Raw genomic sequence first — 19,019 nt, forward strand, 5'->3', positions numbered from 1 at the left:
AGATTCGACACTTGTGGTAGCTGTATTGTTTGTAGGTTCTAGTGGCAAAGGCGCTGTGCGTAAACATTCGTATTGTGTGCCTTAAACATTTGCAAGGCGTTACGTGCTTTCTAGAAAAGTCTCAAAATAGCGTACAATTAGCGTTTTGACACAGCGGAAATCATCATGGCCAAAACTGTTCAGCAGCAAATCGGAAACATTGCTCTAGTCGTTGAAAATTACGACGATGCTATCGAATTCTATACTCAAAAACTTCAATTCACTCTGGTTGAAGATACCAACCTAGGTGGTGGTAAACGCTGGGTTCAAGTTTCTCCTCCAAACTCCAATGGTACAAACCTACTTTTAGCTCAAGCGAGTACACCGGAGCAAACGCATGCAGTAGGAAATCAAACAGGTGGCCGTGTTTTCCTGTTTCTGCAAACTAATGATTTTTGGCGTGACTACGAGTTGATGAAGAAAAATGGTGTTGTATTTAATGAAGAGCCTCGTGTGGAAGAATACGGGACAGTGGTGGTGTTCCAAGATCTCTATGGTAATAAATGGGACTTACTGCAACTGAACTAGAAACTACATAGCACCTGCATAACATAGTGTTCATGAGGAGTTTCCAACAAGCTTTTAAGGCTCTGAGATATTAGTGCTAATTCAAAGGTTCTCAGAAGTCACTGTATTTCTAAATCACTTTTGTGCAAACAATAACTAGCCATCATTCCTTCTCGATGTATCAACAAATGTTAGGGCGGCACACCAAAAACAAAGGCGAACCAAACGGTTCGCCTTTGTCGATTTAGAGACTACAAAAATTAATCTTCGTAGTTATCGATGCTTGGGCATGAACAGATTAGGTTACGGTCGCCGTATACGTTATCTACGCGGTTTACCGTTGGCCAGTACTTCCAAGATTTGGTCGCTTTAGACGGGAAGCAGCCAATCTCGCGAGAGTAAGGGCGGTCCCAATCTTCAGCTGAAAGATCAACTTGAGTGTGTGGCGCGTTAACAAGTGGGTTGTTATCCAGTGGCCATTCACCGTTTTTCACTTTCTCCATTTCTTCGCGGATAGCGATCATCGCATCACAGAAGCGGTCCAACTCTTCTAGATCTTCCGATTCCGTTGGCTCAACCATTAGCGTGCCCGCTACAGGGAACGACATAGTTGGTGCGTGGAAACCGTAGTCCATTAGACGCTTCGCGATGTCTTCTTCGCTGATACCTGTTTCTTCTTTCAGCGGACGAATGTCGATAATACATTCGTGCGCTACGCGGCCATTTTTGCCACGGTAAAGAACAGGGTAGTGTTGGCGAAGTGTTTCCATCACGTAGTTTGCGTTCAGAATAGCTACTTTTGTAGCATCTGTTAGGCCAGCTTCGCCCATCATTGCGATGTAAGCCCAAGAGATAGGTAGGATAGAAGCGCTACCCATATCTGCTGCTGATACTGCGAAATCTGCGCCTTCTACACCGTCTTCAATATGCCCTGGTAGGAAAGGAGCTAGGTGAGATTTCACACCGATAGGACCCATACCCGGACCGCCACCACCGTGCGGGATGCAGAAGGTTTTGTGTAGGTTTAGGTGAGAAACGTCTGAACCGATGAAGCCTGGTGATGTTAGACCAACCTGCGCGTTCATGTTAGCGCCGTCTAGGTAAACCTGACCACCAGCGGCATGAACCATTTCACACACTTCTTTCACTTTCTCTTCGTAAACGCCGTGCGTAGAAGGGTAAGTGATCATAATGCTTGATAGGTTGTCTTTGTGTTTCTCGATTTTCGCTGCTAGGTCGTCGATGTCGATGTTGCCTTCTTCATCACACTTAACCACAACCACTTTCATTGACACCATAGATGCTGTCGCAGGGTTAGTACCGTGCGCAGAGCTTGGGATCAAACATACGTTGCGGTGACCTTCGCCACGGCTTTCGTGGTAGCGTTGAATCGCGATAAGACCAGCGTACTCACCCGATGCACCAGAGTTTGGTTGTAGTGAGAATGCGTCATAGCCAGTGATTTCACATAGCTTTTCTTTAAGATCTTTTGCGAGTGCTGCGTAACCAGCTGCTTGTTCTGCTGGTGCGAACGGGTGGATCGAACCAAACTCAGGCCAAGTTACTGGAATCATCTCTGCTGCTGCGTTCAGCTTCATCGTACAGCTGCCCAGTGGGATCATGCCGTGCGTGAGTGAGAAGTCTTTGTTCTCTAGCTGTTTTAGGTAACGCATCATCTGTGTTTCGCTGTGGTGCGTGTTAAACACAGGGTGTGTTAGATATTCTGTTGTGCGGCGCAATGCTTCTGGAATGGCTGCAAACTCGTTGCCTGCGATTTCAGTTGATAGTGCTGCGACTTCTTCTTTCACACCGAATACTGCGAATAGGGCTTCTACATCTGCCACGGTTGTGGTTTCGTCGAAGCTCACACCTAGCTGAGTACCCAACTTACGTAGGTTGATGTCTGCGGCTAGTGCTTTCGCGTATAGGTCTTCAGTTTGTGCACCTGTGTTGATAGTGATGGTGTCGAAGAAGCTGTTGTGAGCAAGCTCGAAGCCGCCTTTAGTTAGGCCAGCGGCTAGGATGGCTGTCATGTGGTGTGTACGACGAGCAATAGTGCGTAGACCTTCTGCGCCGTGGTAAACCGCGTAGAAAGACGCCATGTTCGCTAGCAGTGCTTGAGCAGTACAGATGTTTGATGTCGCTTTTTCACGACGGATGTGCTGTTCACGCGTTTGCATTGCCATACGCAGTGCTTGGTTACCATTGGTATCGATAGAAACACCGATAACACGGCCAGGCATTGTACGCTTGTGCTTATCACGCGTTGCCATGAAAGCAGCGTGTGGACCGCCGTAACCCATCGGCACGCCAAAACGTTGTGCTGAACCGATTGCTACGTCTGCGCCCATTTCACCTGCAGGTTTAAGTAGGGTAGAAGCAAGAAGGTCCGTTGCTACAGTCACTAGTGTTTTGTTTGCTTGCGCTTTAGCGATGATGTCCGTTAGGTCACGAACTTCACCTGTTGTACTTGGGTATTGAACTAGTGCGCCGAACACGTCTTGCTCTGGTAGTGATTCTAAAGAACCAACCAAGACTTCAAAGCCGATGAATTTCGCACGAGTTTTTACCACTTCGATGGTTTGTGGGTGAACGTCGTCAGCAACGAAGAATACGTTGCTCTTGCTTTTACCCGCACGCTTACAAAGTGTCATCGCTTCTGCTGCTGCCGTTGCTTCATCGAGCAATGACGCGTTCGCGATTTCCATACCAGTAAGATCCATCACCATTTGTTGGTAGTTTAGAAGTGCTTCTAAACGACCTTGTGAGATCTCTGGTTGGTAAGGGGTGTAAGCGGTGTACCAGCCCGGGTTTTCCATCACGTTGCGTAGAATCACGTTCGGCGTGAAGGTGTTGTAGTAACCCTGACCAATGAATGTACGTTTAACTTGGTTCTGATCGGCGAACTTACGCATTGCTGCCAGCATGTCTGCTTCGCTTTTCGCTTCTGCCAAGCTCATTGGTTGCTCTAGGCGAATTTGTGCTGGTACGGTTTCGTCGATAAGCGAATCTAGGCTAACTGCGTTGATCGCTTCCAACATTTTCTGTTGGTCAGATTTGTTTGGTCCATTGTGGCGAGCAACGAACTCGTTTTGTGTGCTGAGGCTTTGAAGTAATTCAGTCATTGTCCTTTACCTACTCCTTGGTTCGGGTAACGGATTTGCGTTACTGATAAATTAAATTATACGTCCGAACCTAGAAAAAAAGCTGTTCTCTAAACAGGCTAGGGAACAGCTTTCGTCACATCCTAATTACTCTTCTTCGATAGAGTTTAGGTATTCGTCTGCGTCTTTCAGGTTATCTAGTTCAGATACATCAGACATCTTCACTTTTACGATCCAGCCACCTTCGTACGGCTCTTCGTTAATTAGCTCTGGGCTGTCTTCTAGTTCTTCATTGATTTCTACGATTTCACCAGTGATTGGTGCGTAGATGTCTGACGCTGCTTTTACAGATTCAACGAGAGAGAAGCTTTCACCTGCTTCAACTTCGTCTTCTACGTCTGGTAGGTCAACGAATACCACGTCACCTAGCATTTCTTGTGCATGCTCAGAAATACCAATTGTTACTGTGCCGTCACCGTTGTCACGTACCCACTCGTGGCTATCTGCAAACTTCAGTGTTTTGTCCATTGCTTAATCTCCGAATAACTTGTCAGGAATTATTATGATTTCAAAAAAATCGTTTACTGGTATAGAGGAAAGCGACTGCAAAGTTCTTTTACTTCTTTGCGAACGCGTTTTTCAACTTCTGCGTCACCTTCAGGGTTGTTCACTAAACCGTCCAGTACGTCACCAATCCAATTACCGATGAGTTTGAATTCTTCAGCGCCAAAGCCGCGGCTTGTACCCGCAGGCGTTCCTAAACGGATGCCCGATGTAATCATAGGCTTCTCTGTATCGAATGGGATGCCATTTTTGTTACATGTGATCCCAGCACGCTCTAGAGCTTCTTCTGCTTTATTGCCTTTCAACCCTTTCGGACGAAGGTCAACCAGCATTAGGTGCGTGTCTGTGCCACCAGTTACGATGTCGCAACCGCGAGTTTGCAATACTTCCGCTAGGACTTTTGCGTTATTGATCACCGAATCAATATAAGTTTTAAATTCAGGGCCAAGCGCTTCACCAAATGCGACCGCTTTGGCTGCGATAACGTGCATCAGTGGGCCACCTTGTAGGCCAGGGAATACGGCTGAGTTGATTTTCTTAATGATGTCTTCGTGGTTAGTAAGAATCATACCGCCGCGAGGGCCACGCAATGTTTTGTGTGTTGTAGTCGTAACAACGTGTGCGTGTGGCAGTGGGCTAGGGTGTGCGCTTGTTGCGATAAGACCAGCGATGTGCGCCATGTCGACCATAAGAATTGCATTTACTTCGTCTGCGATTTCACGGAATTTTGCAAAGTCGATAGTACGTGGAATAGCGCTACCACCTGCGATGATCATTTTAGGTTGGTGCTCAAGTGCAAGCTCACGAACATCTTCGTAGTTAATTTCTAGTGTTTCGCGATCAACACCGTATTGAACTGCATTAAACCATTTACCAGAAAGTGCAGGGCGTGCGCCGTGCGTCAGGTGACCACCTGCGTCTAAAGACATACCAAGAATGGTGTCACCAGGTTGAAGCAGTGCCAGCTTTACTGCGCCGTTTGCTTGTGCGCCTGAGTGTGGTTGAACGTTTGCGTATTCACAATTGAAAAGTTTTTTTGCGCGTTCGATAGCAATGGCTTCCACTGTATCTACGTGCTCACAACCACCATAGTAACGGCGACCTGGGTAACCTTCAGCGTATTTGTTTGTTAGGCATGTGCCTTGAGCTTGCATTACCGCTTTAGAAACAATGTTCTCAGAAGCGATAAGTTCGATTTGTTCGTTTTGGCGAGCGGATTCCGCTTGAATTCCAGCAAAGACAGCATCATCTGTCGCAGAGAGGTTGGTAGAGAAAAAGTTTTCCAAGCTGTGGTTAGGGTAACTCTTATTCATGGTAGTTGACCTTCCAAATCTGAAAATGAACCCGCAATAGATGAGTTATGATTTGCGGTTGTGGTTCATTTGTCCTCAAAAACAGCTGAACTGCGTAGCAGAACAGAGTGAACATCCGGCCCTAAATTTGGGCAAAAAACTCCGTTGGATTGCGTGTTTCCTTTACCAATCTCTTACGGAAATATGCATCTCTACATCTAACAAGTTGGTAACATAGCGCCTGTGGCGGGAACAATCAACCAAAAATTTCCTATAGGAAACAAGATTTCAAAATTTGTTAACAAGAGCACGCTTTAATTCACTTGGTGGACTTCTATCCACTATGTGCTTCATGCACAATGCGAGTAAGACAAAAAATATGGATATCTATAGAGGGATTTATGGCAGAAAGTATTTACGATGAATACCCATCGATGACGTTGGCAAAAGAGCAACATGACCAAAATATCGAGCCGTTAAAACTGGGCCAGCGTATTAAGGATATCCGCTCGAAACTTGGTATCACATTAGAAGAAGCGAGTCAGCGAACCGGGCTTGCTCGATCTACACTGAGCAAAATAGAAAATGAGCAGATCTCCCCGACGTTTCAAGCGATGCAAAAATTGGCACTAGGCTTACAAATTGACATGCCACAACTCTTTGAACCACCTAGAAAAAAGGTAGCGACAGGGCGCAGGGATGTTACCAAGAAGAATGAAGGTAAACCACACCCAACACAAACTTATGAACATGAACTGCTCGCTACTCAACTTTCCAATAAGAAAATGATGCCGTTTAAGAGCCAAATTCGAGCTCGTAGTTTTGATGAATATAAAGACTGGGTTCGTCATGACGGCGAAGAATTTTTACTTATCTTATCTGGTGAGGTCATGTTCTATTCTGAGTTTTACGAACCTGTTGTTTTAAGCGAGGGAGACAGCGTTTATTACGATGCAAATATGGGACATATGTTGACCAGTGTTAGCGAGGAAGATGCGCTCATTTTGTGGGTGACAGCCAAATAGTGATAAATACTTGTAAATTTCCTATAGTGAAAGCAAACGATTGCTGTTGGTGGTCGTTATGATGAAAAAGCGCTTTTTTGATGAGAACTTGCTCATTAAAGCGCTTTTTTTGTACGATTTGTTGTGATTAAAATGTTAAGAGTCACACTTTTGCAAGTCGATCTACGTCTTGTTCGTGCAAAATAGAATGAGCCATGTTTATTATTGGAAACACATCGAATGCCGATAGCATTCTCGGGTCTATCTAAATGGAGACGAAAATGACTCAAGAACTACTGAAAACACCACTACACGCACTTCACGTTGAAGTTGGTGCCAAAATGGTCCCGTTCGCGGGTTACGATATGCCTGTTCAGTATCCTCTAGGCGTAAAGAAGGAACACTTACATACTCGTGATGCGGCAGGTCTGTTTGATGTTTCTCACATGGGACAGCTTCGCCTAATTGGTGACGGTGCAGCTGCGTTCCTAGAAACATTAGTCCCAGTGGATATTGTGGATCTTGAGTCTGGTAAACAGCGTTACGCTTTTTTCACTAATGAAGAGGGCGGCATCATGGACGACTTGATGGTGGCTAACCTAGGCGATCATCTGTTTATGGTTGTGAACGCAGCATGTAAAGCGCAAGATATCGCACACCTACAAGCGCATTTACCATCTGGTGTTGAGCTAGAAACTATCGAAGACCGAGCTCTACTTGCAATCCAAGGCCCTAAAGCGGCGGCTGTATTGGCGCGTTTTGCACCAGAAGTTTCTGAAATGCTGTTCATGGATATTCGTAAAGTCGATATTTTAGGCGCCGAGTGCATTGTTTCTCGTAGTGGTTATACAGGCGAAGACGGTTACGAAATCTCGGTTCCTGCTGACAAAGCGGAAGAGCTAGCACGTAAACTGACTGCGGAAGATGAAGTTGAATGGATTGGCCTTGGTGCTCGTGATTCACTTCGTCTTGAGTGTGGCCTTTGTCTATACGGTCATGACCTAGACACAACAACAACACCTGTTGAAGCGAGCTTGCTATGGGGTATCCAAAAAGTTCGTCGTATTGGTGGTGAACGTGAAGGTGGTTTCCCTGGCGCAGACATTATTCTTAAGCAGATTGAGACTAAAGATGTGGCGCGTAAGCGTGTGGGTCTAGTAGGTCAAACCAAAGCGCCAGTGCGTGAAGGTGTTGAACTGTTTGATGCTGACGGCGTTAAAATTGGCGTTGTAACCAGCGGTACGGCGGGTCCGAATGCAGGTAAGCCAGTCTCAATGGGTTATGTTCGTGCGGATTTGGCGGCGATTGGTACTGAAGTGTTCGCTGAAGTGCGTGGTAAAATGCTACCAATGACCGTTGAAAAAATGCCGTTCGTACCACAACGTTACTACCGTGGTTAAAACGAATTGAAACAAAAATGCCGAGCTTTGTAGCTCGGCATTTTTTATGTCTTCTTTTCGCTTGTTTACTTTTAGTTTACTGCTTCATCAATAGTACAGCACATATCAATAACGATATCTTCAAGCTTTTCCGGATGAATCATCTCTTCTTTTGGGATCCCAAATTGAGAGGCCATAATGGTATTAAACAATTCCCAATGCTTGATCAGCAGTTTTTCGCGATTATCTGCAATATCCGGCCATGTTTCTTGCATCATTGGCGCGAGACTGACAGCACCATGTGCGAAGATCAACATTTGCCACTTTGATTCCCACTGATCAAATTGTGCATTAGGGTTTTCGCTGTTGTACTGCTCGAAAATTCCGGTAAATATTGCAGCGAACTCATCTTTTGACTTTAAGAAATACTGCAGTAGAGCACCGTCATCGCCTTGTCGAATGGCATCGGCGATCATCTGTACTGGATGAGGATTGACGAGAGCAAATGCTAGCATGCGAACCATAAACAGATAAATTTTTCTATTCGAAGGTGTGTTCTCCGGCATTTCATTGATGAGTTCAGCCATATAGCACTGCATGAACTCGTCCATTGCATCGCTAACCGCTTGCCAGATTTTCTCTTTGCTGCCGAAGTGGTGACGGATCAAACTATGTGAAACACCAGCCTTTTCACTGATATTGCGCAGCGAGACACGCTCGTAACCAAGTTCACAAAACATATCTGCTGCCACTTTAAGGATCAGACACTTAGTTTGTTCTGCTGCTTCAGCACTTCTACGCCCCTGCTTTCTTTCATTCATAGTTCGAATTTTCCCGAATATTAATCACGCGCTTACTTTTACCAGAAACCGAACGCATTGACTAATTAATTTGCTATCCACCTGGAAAATATGTTGATCAATTTCAAATTCTGCTTATACTGCACGGCTGTGTAATATATAAAACCTACGGAGAAAGCGGGTGCGAAAACAATATTTAAAGCGCACTTTAGTTGGCGCAGTGGTGACATTAAGTCTTTCTGGGATGCTAACTGGGTGTAATAAAGCCATTTCTGAGCCGTCTGAACCTTTAATCAAACCTGTAAAATTACTGGCGGTGAAAGACCTAGAACTTGAAGACTCGCACGCCTTTTTAGCGCGTATTGATGCAACACATCGCGCGCAGCTTTCTTTTCAGGTTGGTGGAGAGGTTGATGAATTACGTGTACGCATGGGTCAAAAAGTCCAAAAAGGTGAAGTGCTCGCAACGTTAGACCCTAAAGATCTTCAGCTTGCGTTAGATGCCGCTCAAGCGCAGTACGCGTTAGCGAAAACACAATGGGACCGCGCGAAAAACCTTTACGGAAAAAAACTCATTAGTACTGATGAGTACGATCAGAAAGAAACTCAATATAAAGCGGCATTGGCGAACTACGAACAAGCTAAAACCGATTTGAGCTATACCAAAATTCATGCACCGTTTGATGGCATTGTGTCATATACCTATGTCAACCCGTTTCAGGTAGTAGCAGAGAAGCAGGAGATCTTGAATCTCATTGATAACACGACGTTGGATGTGTCGTTCACCTTGCCAGTAAGTTATGCGGAATCTGTATCACTTGAGTCACTGCAAAACTCCGATATGTGGGTGACGATGGATAGCGAGCCAAGAAAACGTATTCCTGGGCAATTTAAAGAAATTTCGACGCAGCCAAACATCGATACCAATAGTTATGAGGCGATCGTGACCATCACTCGACCAGAAGATCGCAATTTGCTGACAGGTATGACAGGGCAGGTACACATTGCTAAACAACATGTATCGGACGCGATGACGTTACCTCAGTCTGCTTGGGTCAACAAAAATGGGACGCAAGGTGAAGTTTGGGTAATGGACAGAAGCACGCAGCAGGTCAATAAAGTCACTGTGTCACTTGACGCAGCAGGTGGTGTGAAAGCCGGGCTTGATAACAATGATTACGTTGTTATTGCTGGTGTTGAGAGACTGGTTGAAGGACAAGTGGTGAAAGCTTGGGTTCGTGAGGGAGGCATTTAATGAAACGTTCTCTACTTACGATCTCTGCGATTGCACTTGCAGTTTTAACAGGGTGCAAAAATGAAAACCAAGCTATCGTCGAGCAGTCACTTTTTGTGTCGACTATCTCGGTGGATGCACCAGTACAAAGTCAACATCGCGCGTTCAAAGGCATAGTAGTGCCTGCAGAGCAAACGCCAATGGCATTTCGCCGCGCTGGGGAAGTTCAGCACGTATTGGTTAAAGCGGGTGACGTTGTGAAGCAGGGGCAAATGATCGCAAAGCTAGATGATAGCAAAGAGAAGCAAGCCGTGAATGACGCAGAAGCACAATACACACTTGCAATTCGTCAGCTTAAACGCGGTGAAGACTTGCATGCACGTCAAATGATTTCAAAAGCGGAACTTGATGAGCTAACCGCCAATAAAGAGCTAGCTGAGGCTACTTTCTATAACGCGACCAATCAATTGAATTACACCCGTTTATTCGCCCCGTTCGCCGGTAAAGTATCTGATGTTTTCAAAGAACGTTTTGAGCGTGTGGCAATTGGTGAACCCGTGTTAAACCTATACCAAAACGATTTGGTTTACGTGCGTATTGAGCTTTCCGACAATGTTTTAGCGATGGTAGACCCAAACTCAGACAGAATGAGCTACAAGCCTAGAGCAACCTTCTCCGGCATCGATGGCAGATTTGCTTTGGACTATTTAGAGCACACAAGTGAACCCAACGCTGAAACTCAAACCTACGAAATGTACTTGACGATGCCACAGCCCAAAACAGAGATATTGCCGGGAACCAGCGTAAGCGTTTTGGTCGATATGGTGAAGGCGGGCATTACCTCTATTGATGGTTACAGTGTTCCTGTCACGGCGCTTCAAGCAGGCGGTGAAGGGAATGAGTTCTTTGTGTGGAAAAAAGAAGGTGACATTGTCACACGAGTGCCTGTCATGATTTCTCAAGTGAATGGCAATGGAGCCATTGTGTCGTCAGGTGTTAGCCAGGGCGATATTCTGATTAATTCAAATCTGCGTAAATTACGCGAAGGTAAACATGTGGATGTTGTGGAGAATAACCAATAATGAACATTGCTGAGTATTCAATAAAAAACAAAGTCATCAGCTGGTTGTTCATTATTATCCTTGCTGTTGGTGGTTTAACGTCATTTTTGGAGCTTGGACGATTAGAAGACCCGGCATTTACGATCAAAGATGCCATGATCATCTCAACATACCCTGGCGCGACGTCAAAAGAAGTTGAAGAAGAGCTGACGTATCCTCTAGAAAAAGAGATTCGAAAACTCCCTTATATCGACAAAATTACCTCTACGTCTTCTAATGGTATGTCTCAAATAACGGTGAGCATGGAAATGGACTATGGTCCTGATGAACTGCCGCAAATTTGGGATGAAATGCGCCGTAAAATTAATGATTTACGACCATCATTGCCTCAAGGTGTTCAGTCTTTACAGATCATTGATGATTTCGGTGACGTTTATGGCGTGATGTTAATGCTCACTGGTGACGATTACGACTATGTAGAGCTGAAACGTTATGCGGATTACCTGATCCGTGAAATCGAGCTTGTTGATGGTGTTGGTAAGGTAGACATCACGGGCGATCAGCAAGAAATGCTATTCGTTGAGATCTCACTTGATCGCCTTGCTGCACTGAACTTAGACATGAATGTGGTTTCGAGCTTGTTGAACCAGCAAAACAATGTGGTTTCAGCAGGGGAAGTGATGGTCAATGGCGAAAGCCTTGTTATTCGCCCAAGCGGCACCTTAAACACTGTAGAAGCACTAGAAAATCTGATCATTCATGGCCGTGACACAGGAAATCTAATTCGTCTAAAAGACGTAGCAACGATTTCTCGCGGTATTCAAGAGAAGCCAGGCAACGTCGTACTCTTTAACGGTCAAAAAGCGATTAATATCGGTATCTCGTTTGCATCGGGTGTGAACGTGGTTGAGGTTGGTGAACGTTTGGATGCGGAGCTCGCGAGCCTAGAGTCTATCAAGCCTGCTGGCATCGATATGAACTACTTTTACAACCAAGCCAATGAGGTGGATGAATCTGTTAAAGCGTTTGTAATTAGTCTAGCGGAGGCAGTGGCGATCGTAATCATTGTGTTGCTGTTTACTATGGGTTTACGCAGTGGTGTCATCATTGGAGTTGTGTTGTTATTGACGGTATTTGGTACCTTCATTTTGATGAATTACAACAACATCGAACTGCATCGTATTTCTCTTGGCGCGTTAATTATTGCCTTGGGTATGCTGGTTGATAACGCGATTGTTGTCGTGGAAGGCATATTGGTTGGCCTAAAGAAAGGGCGTACCAAAGTTCAAGCGGCTGTCGATATTGTAAAGCAAACACAATGGCCTTTGCTGGGCGCAACTGTTATTGCAATTACGGCTTTTGCACCTATCGGTTTGTCGCAAGATGCGACAGGTGAGTTCATGGGCTCTCTATTCTGGGTGCTGTGTTTCTCACTATTTTTAAGCTGGATTACCGCTATTACACTGACGCCTTTCCTTGCCGATCTTTTGTTGAAAGAGGAAAACAAAGAGCAGGGTACTAGCGAAGATGATCCTTATAAAGGCTGGTTGTTTGTCGTATTTGGGGCATCACTGAAATTTGCATTGCGATTCCGCTGGCTTACCGTTGCTGGCATGGTGGCGCTATTAGTGGGTGCTGTCGTGGCATTTGGTAATGTAAAACAGCAGTTCTTCCCACCATCGAATACGCCGATGTTCTACGTGGATATGTGGATGCCAGAGGGTACTGACATCCGTGAAACGATTAAAAAAGCTGAAGAGGTCGAAAGCTACATTCGTCAGCAAGATGATATTGACTTTGTTTCTGCTTCGATTGGGCAGGGCCTACAGCGTTTTGCTTTAACCTATCAACCAGAAAAAAGTTACGAAGCGTACGCGCAGTTCCAAGTTCGCGCGACTGATCGTGAGAAAATGTTTGGTTTACTGCATAAGTTAGATGAGAATCTGGCGAAAACATTTGATGCGCCTACGTTCCAGTTTAAATTGATGGAATTTGGTCCATCACCAGCGTCTAAGATCGAAGCGCGTATTACTGGCCCTGATCCACAAGTTTTACGTGACTTGGCGGTGCAAGTTGAAGACATCCTTCATACCGATCCTGGTGCCCGAAACATTCGTCACGATTGGCGAGAGCGCACCAAGGAACTTGTACCCGTTTTCAATGAGTCTAAAGCTCGTCGCTTAGGTATTTCGAAAGAAGATCTTTCAAGCACACTGCAAATGGCGTTTGGTGGTAGCACCTTAGGTTACTTGCGTGATGGTACACATACGTTGCCAATTATGACACGCCTTCCTGAAGAAGAACGCGTAGATTTTGAATCACTACAAAACGTGACCATTTGGAGTCCTTCGTTGCAAACGTATATTCCGGTTGATCAAGTGATTGATGGCGTTCAACTGGATTGGAGTGAGCCGCTAATTCAGCGTCGTGACCGTAAGCGTACGTTAACCGTTCTCGCGGACCATGATGTGTTGAGTGACGACACGGCAGCAAGCTTATTTGCTCGTGTACAGCCTAAAGTGATGGCATTGCATGTTCCAGAAGGGTACGAAATCACATGGGGTGGTGAGTACGAATCATCCAAAGATGCACAAGAAGGCCTATTCGGTTCATTGCCGATGGGTTACTTGTTGATGTTCATCATTACTATTTTACTGTTTAACTCAATAAAAAAGCCGTTGGTCATTTGGTTCACCGTTCCGTTAGCGATCATTGGCGTTGCTTTTGGTTTGCTTACCACGAACATGCCGTTCAGTTTTACAGCATTCCTTGGTTTGTTAAGCCTAAGTGGCATGATTTTGAAAAACGGTATTGTGTTGCTTGACCAAATTAACCTTGAGTTGGAGTCAGGTAAAGATCCTTACCTCGCGATTGTCGATAGTGCGATAAGCCGCGTTCGTCCGGTAAGTATGGCTGCCCTAACAACTATCTTGGGGATGATACCACTGGTCTTCGACGCCTTCTTTGGCTCGATGGCAATAACGATTATGGCAGGTCTTGGTTTTGCTACTGTACTGACACTGATAGTGGTGCCAGTGATGTTTGCAATTCTGTTTAGGGTAAAACTGACCACTGCATAGGGACTCCTGGCTATTTGCCAGCTTCCTGCCTAGCCCTGAAGGTTTTCTTCGGGGCTTTTTTGATCTTACTAATATATACCAAACCATTCATTTGCTTGATTTTAATGATTTTCTTACGATTACAATGCAAATCATGCGTATACTGATGTAACGACACATCAAAGATTGAGATTACATGAATAAGCGCATATTAAACGGACTCTTCTTCGTTGGTTCTTTCACCTTGGTTGGCTGCACCGCGACGGATAGCATGCCGACAGAAACCAAACAACCTGCCCCTAAAGTCAACAGTGTTAGTGCTGAAGTCATTTCCAGTTGGATTGATAGTAAGGTTTTAGCCCCTGAAGGGCTGTCGCTCGAGCAAGACAATCTACGTTATCTATCGGGTAGCGCCGACCTAAACAGCGACGGAAAGGCAGAACACATAGTGTTGCTTCAAGATCGCTATTTCTGTGGTAGTGGTGGCTGCTCTGCATATATGTTTGATAATGAGGGAAACGTTATTAATCGAATGTCGGTAACTCGCACGCCTATTGTACTAGCCGACAGTTACAGTAATGGTTGGCAGGACTTTATCGTTTGGAGTAATGGCTCATATCGACTCATGAGTTACAACGGTGAGTCTTATCCAAGTAACCCGTCACTAGAGCCAAAGGTGGATCGAGACGCTAACCAGCAGGCGGCAATCGCAAATGTAATGGCGACAGAGCTTTATCAGCAAGACGGCTATGACATTCTGCCCGCAGAGTCAAAAACCTTGTGGACGCCAGCTAACGTTTACCACTTTACCTTCAAGCACTACGGTGACCCGCATAGCGCTTATCAAGCAACGGTGGATATGAGCAGTGGGGAAGTAGACATTGTAGCCGTTCCGGCTGCGGAATAAAAAACACCTCCCTTAACCGGAATTAAAGGGAGGTGCTAAATGCCAAATTCGAGGGTGGCATTGTTAACCGGAGTCGCTCTAATTAAGCTGCGACTTCTTGTTTCGCTTCTGCTTTGCTTTTTAAGAATGCGTAAGTAAAGCCAGTTACCGCTGTACCTGCTGCAATAGCCACTAAATACATTAATACTGGTGAAATTGCGTTAGGAATTAGCAGCACGAATAGACCGCCGTGTGGTGCCATTAATTTCGCACCGAATAGCATCGATAGGGCACCAGTAAGTGCGCCACCTGCCATACAAGATGGAATCACGCGCATTGGATCTTTCGCAGCAAATGGAATTGCGCCTTCAGAGATGAAACAAAGGCCCAAGACAAATGATGCTTTACCTGCCTCACGTTCATTTTGTTCAAATTTGTTCTTCGCAATGAAGGTCGCTAAACCCATACCTAGCGCAGGAACCATACCTGCGGCCATGATTGCCGCCATTGGCGCGTAAGTTTGTGAAGCCAAAAGGCCAACACCAAATGCGTAAGCGGCTTTGTTTACCGGGCCTCCTAGGTCGAAACACATCATTGCGCCAAGGATAATACCCAGTAGTACTGCACTGTCAGATCCCATGTTGTTTAGGAAGTCAGTCAGGCCGTTCATGATGCCTGAAACTGGGCCGCCTACGATGTAAATCATGACAAGGCCAGTGAACAATGTTGCTACAAATGGAATGATCAGAATCGGTTTAAGCGCCTCCATCGATTGTGGCAGTTTCACCTTATCTGCGAGGAGTTTCGCTGCGTAACCGGCAATGAAGCCAGCTGCGATACCACCTAGGAAACCAGCACCCGTTGAACTTGCTAGCATACCACCAACAAGACCAGGAGCCAGACCAGGACGGTCAGCAATTGAGAACGCGATGTAACCAGCAAGTACAGGAATCATCAATGCGAATGCAGAGCCACCACCAATGTTCATCAAGGCTGCTGCTAGTGTGCCTTCTTCTTTAAATGCTTCAATACCGAACACGAAAGATAGAGCGATGATCAAACCACCTGCAACGACGACAGGAAGCATGTGCGAAACACCCGTCATTAGGTGTTTGTAAGCGCCTTTTTTCTCTTCGGTGGAAGATGAAGAGTTAGCTGAACCAGAATGTTGATACACCGTGGCTTGCTCGAATGCTTTGTCCATCTCTTCGGCTGTTTTCTTCAGAGCTGGACCTGTTTTCGTGCGGTACATCTTTTTGCCGTTAAAGCGATCAAGTGGCACTTCAATATCCGCAGCAATGATCACCAGATCGGCATCTGCAATTTCTTGCTCAGTCAGTTGGTTTTTAGCGCCAACTGAACCACGAGTTTCCACCTTGATTTGATGGCCACGACGCTTGCCTTCTTCTTCTAAAGCTTCTGCCGCCATAAAGGTATGCGCAACGCCAGTAGGGCATGCCGTGATTGCAACAATCTTCTTTGATGCTGATGTTGTATCTGTAGTGATAGGGGCTGCAAGTGTGGTTGCTTTTTCAAGTAAAGTGGCGTTTTCAACCGCTTGCTGGAGAAACGCAGTTGCGTCTTTTGCTACTTCGCTAATTTCCGCTTGGTAAACCTTTTTTCCTACAAAACGAGAAGTGTCGACGCTAGTATTTGCCGCAATGACAATGACTTCTGCTTGTTCAACGTCAGCTTCCGTCAATAGTGTTGGTTCAACCACACTTGATTGACATTCTATTTTGGCATTCCAGTTTAATTTTGCGGCGGCTTGTTCTAGTAATCCTGCCGCAAGGATGCTATTTGCTACACCGCTCGGACAGGCAGTAATAATGGCAATATTCATACGATAACCTTCTGTTCCTTAGTTTTGTTCTAAGTTTGTAATAGGGTAAAGCGCGCTAACTTCAGTTTGTCGCTTGATATTTTCCAGTTCTTCCTGACTGGTTAGCCCTACGCCAACTTGACTAACTGCCAAAGCAGAAAGTGCTGTAGCGAAGCGCAATAAATCGTTTTTAGGCATCAGTTGCATGTGGCCCCAACACAAGCCAGCGACCAGCGTATCGCCTGCGCCAACGGTGCTCACGACATGCATTCGAGGCGGTTTTGCACTAAGCCATTCGCCTTGGTTGAGCCACATAACACCGTCAGGTCCCATAGAAACCACGATGTTTTCTATGCCTTTGTCGCTCAGTGTTTGCGCTGCAGCTTGGCACTGTTCAGGTGTTGCTAGATGTTCGCCAACAAAATCACCAAGTTCTTCATCGTTAGGTTTAATTAACCATGGGTGAGCATCAATACCTGACTTCAATGCGGCTTTGCTACTGTCGAACAACACCTTTTTGCCTTGTTGATGCAGTGCTTCTATCCATGCAGCGCATTTCTCTGCAGTAACACCGCCCGGTAGGCTGCCTGCCAATACAAAGTAATCGTGTGTTTCAGCAAGGCGGAATAGGGTTTCTTCAAAGCGCGCGATTTCTTCTGCCGTAACTTGAACACCAGGGAAGTTAATGTCACTAACGTTTCCATTAGCCTCAACGAGCTTGACGTTGATACGAGTTGCACCTTGTACTTCTACAAACTCATTCTTAACGCCGATGTCATTGAAAAGCTGATGGAATAGCTCAGGGTTATCTTTACCAAGAAAGCCGGTAACCGTGACATCTGCGCCTAAATCGCTCAACACTTTTGCTACGTTGACACCTTTACCTGCAGCGTGGAGATTGCTTTGCTGTACTAAGCTCACGGAACCAACGTTTAGTTCATTTACTGAACCTGTTAAATCCAATGCCGGGTTGAGCGTAATAGTGACAACCTTATTTGTTTTGTTTGTCATATCGGATCCTTAACCTTCACCAAGGCCAGAAGCGATTGCATTTCCGATAGACTCCAAGGCTTGCGGCGCATCAGGGCCTTCTGCTGTAAATTGAAGTTGGTGACCGTGCTTAACGCCCAGCGCGATGACTTTCATTAGGCTCTTCGCGTTTACTGCTTTTCCATCTCCGTCTAGGTTGGAAACACGTATAGTGGATTCAAACTTTTTCGCTTCTGCGACTAACATTGCCCCCGGACGAGCATGTAGGCCGTGAGAGTTTTTGATTTTAAATACAGCGGTATTGCCTTCTTCTGAAGATGCAGCTGTGACTTCTTCACCTTTGAACAAAGCAAGAATCTGTTCTACTGATGCATCTAAAAGCTTGCCGTGTTCATTGTTAAACACAATATTAGAAAGCGTTTTTAGGATAGGTTGGTGAGCATTGTTACATGCCGCGAACGCGACAAGTGCACGCACTTTTTGACCTTCATATTCGCAGTCGTTTGCCGTCGAGACAAATGACACACCTGTGCGAGTGACATGTTTGTCACTGCCAATTAACCACAGGCCATTACCTAAGTGAGTTGGTTGTTTGGTAACGAGATCTGCAACGAATTCGTTATCAGCACATCCCGTATTTTTCAACAGACCACCAGCAACAGCACTCATCTGTAGCATGTCGCTCGCAGGGAACATCAGTTGAATTAAAGAAGCGTCAAAGTCTGCTTCAAGCTGAACATCACCGTGCAGTAGGGCGATGATTTCGTCTTCATTTTTTGCATTACGCAGACGTTCTTCTACGCCATCTGCGCCTAGCACTTTGGTGAGCTGTTTAAGAATGCCAAGGTGCTCATCAGATTTAGCTGCGATACCGATAGCGACGAACACAGTATTGCCATCACCCCAGTCGACACCTTGTGGGAAGTGGTGCACAGCAACACCCGTTGTTTTCACCATTGCACGAGTGTCGGTTGTACCGTGCGGTATTGCAATACCGTTCCCCAAAAACGTAGAGTTTTGGTTTTCACGGTTTAGCATGCCTTCAACGTAACCTTGCTCAACTAGGCCTTTATCAGTCAGGCTATGAGCAATACTCTTTATTGCTTCAAACTTATCTGTCGCTGATTGCGAGAGGGTAATGTCGTTCTTATTTAGCTTAAGCATGGTGCTTCTCCAGCCTTAAGGTATCAATTTAAAAATGTATTCTGTGTGAGAAGTTGAACGCCGCTTCTTCTGAGCGCTTATCACTCCTCAAACCTTTTATATTTCAAGCTAAAT

General features: G+C 45.5%; 14 protein-coding genes. 7 read left to right on the forward strand and 7 right to left on the reverse strand.

The window, feature by feature from the left end; all coding sequences use genetic code 11:
• The first annotated feature begins 165 nt into the window (after positions 1-165).
• A complete protein-coding gene (locus tag R7Z78_RS18160; protein ID WP_005388788.1) occupies positions 166-567 on the forward strand; it encodes a VOC family protein in 402 nt (133 codons plus the stop codon).
• A 239-nt stretch (positions 568-806) separates the two neighbouring features.
• On the opposite strand, the gene gcvP is transcribed toward R7Z78_RS18160, so the two are convergent.
• The 3 genes from gcvP to R7Z78_RS18175 form a co-directional block, all read right to left on the reverse strand.
• A complete protein-coding gene (gene gcvP, locus R7Z78_RS18165; protein ID WP_017820968.1) occupies positions 807-3,671 on the reverse strand; it encodes an aminomethyl-transferring glycine dehydrogenase in 2,865 nt (954 codons plus the stop codon).
• Between the two features lie 126 nt (positions 3,672-3,797).
• The gene (gcvH, locus tag R7Z78_RS18170; protein ID WP_005376432.1) at positions 3,798-4,178 is read right to left on the reverse strand and encodes a glycine cleavage system protein GcvH; all 381 of its coding nucleotides are present in this window, start codon (positions 4,176-4,178) and stop codon (positions 3,798-3,800) included.
• Between the two features lie 53 nt (positions 4,179-4,231).
• Entirely contained in the window at positions 4,232-5,527 is a 1,296-nt protein-coding gene (locus R7Z78_RS18175; RefSeq protein WP_047103534.1) for a serine hydroxymethyltransferase, read from the reverse strand.
• Positions 5,528-5,907: 380 nt separating this feature from the next.
• Between R7Z78_RS18175 and R7Z78_RS18180 the strand changes: the two genes are divergently transcribed.
• Together R7Z78_RS18180 and gcvT are read left to right on the forward strand one after the other, a co-directional pair.
• Entirely contained in the window at positions 5,908-6,531 is a 624-nt protein-coding gene (locus tag R7Z78_RS18180; protein ID WP_005376429.1) for a helix-turn-helix domain-containing protein, read from the forward strand.
• A 260-nt stretch (positions 6,532-6,791) separates the two neighbouring features.
• The gene (gene gcvT, locus R7Z78_RS18185) at positions 6,792-7,910 is read left to right on the forward strand and encodes a glycine cleavage system aminomethyltransferase GcvT (protein WP_104976116.1); all 1,119 of its coding nucleotides are present in this window, start codon (positions 6,792-6,794) and stop codon (positions 7,908-7,910) included.
• A gap of 71 nt (positions 7,911-7,981) precedes the next feature.
• Here the strand turns inward: gcvT and vdeR are convergent, their stop codons facing one another.
• Positions 7,982-8,710, reverse strand: coding sequence for an efflux transporter transcriptional repressor VdeR (vdeR, locus tag R7Z78_RS18190; RefSeq protein ID WP_005376423.1), 729 nt, complete (start codon positions 8,708-8,710; stop codon positions 7,982-7,984).
• A gap of 160 nt (positions 8,711-8,870) precedes the next feature.
• Here vdeR and R7Z78_RS18195 point away from each other — a divergent pair, with 160 nt between their 5' ends.
• The 4 genes from R7Z78_RS18195 (at position 8,871) to R7Z78_RS18210 (ending at position 14,950) form a co-directional block, all read left to right on the forward strand.
• Positions 8,871-9,944, forward strand: coding sequence for an efflux RND transporter periplasmic adaptor subunit (locus R7Z78_RS18195; protein WP_104976115.1), 1,074 nt, complete (start codon positions 8,871-8,873; stop codon positions 9,942-9,944).
• Positions 9,944-11,005: an efflux RND transporter periplasmic adaptor subunit gene (locus tag R7Z78_RS18200; protein ID WP_104976114.1), complete on the forward strand. Its 1,062-nt coding sequence runs from the start codon at positions 9,944-9,946 to the stop codon at positions 11,003-11,005. The genes R7Z78_RS18195 and R7Z78_RS18200 overlap by 1 nt, the downstream gene beginning before the upstream one ends.
• Positions 11,005-14,064, forward strand: coding sequence for an efflux RND transporter permease subunit (locus R7Z78_RS18205; RefSeq protein ID WP_104976113.1), 3,060 nt, complete (start codon positions 11,005-11,007; stop codon positions 14,062-14,064). Before R7Z78_RS18200 ends, R7Z78_RS18205 begins: the two co-directional genes overlap by 1 nt.
• A 175-nt stretch (positions 14,065-14,239) precedes the next feature.
• Complete coding sequence (locus R7Z78_RS18210; RefSeq protein ID WP_005376411.1) at positions 14,240-14,950, forward strand: hypothetical protein; 711 nt, start codon at positions 14,240-14,242, stop codon at positions 14,948-14,950.
• 82 nt (positions 14,951-15,032) lie between these two features.
• Here R7Z78_RS18210 and fruA read toward each other — a convergent pair whose 3' ends face one another.
• The 3 genes from fruA to fruB are packed head-to-tail and all read right to left on the reverse strand — an operon-like array spanning position 15,033 to position 18,905.
• Positions 15,033-16,772 carry a PTS fructose transporter subunit IIBC gene (gene fruA, locus R7Z78_RS18215; RefSeq protein WP_005376409.1) on the reverse strand — a complete coding sequence of 580 codons (1,740 nt, stop codon included), beginning with the start codon at positions 16,770-16,772 and terminating at the stop codon, positions 15,033-15,035.
• Positions 16,773-16,790: 18 nt separating this feature from the next.
• A complete protein-coding gene (gene pfkB, locus R7Z78_RS18220) occupies positions 16,791-17,762 on the reverse strand; it encodes a 1-phosphofructokinase (protein WP_104976112.1) in 972 nt (323 codons plus the stop codon).
• Positions 17,763-17,771: 9 nt separating this feature from the next.
• Positions 17,772-18,905, reverse strand: a complete 1,134-nt coding sequence (gene fruB / locus R7Z78_RS18225) for a fused PTS fructose transporter subunit IIA/HPr protein (RefSeq protein WP_005386065.1) — start codon at positions 18,903-18,905, stop codon at positions 17,772-17,774.
• Positions 18,906-19,019 lie beyond the last annotated feature (114 nt).

Source organism: Vibrio sp. 1167 (genome assembly GCF_033340375.1).
Classification (GTDB): domain Bacteria; phylum Pseudomonadota; class Gammaproteobacteria; order Enterobacterales; family Vibrionaceae; genus Vibrio; species Vibrio alginolyticus.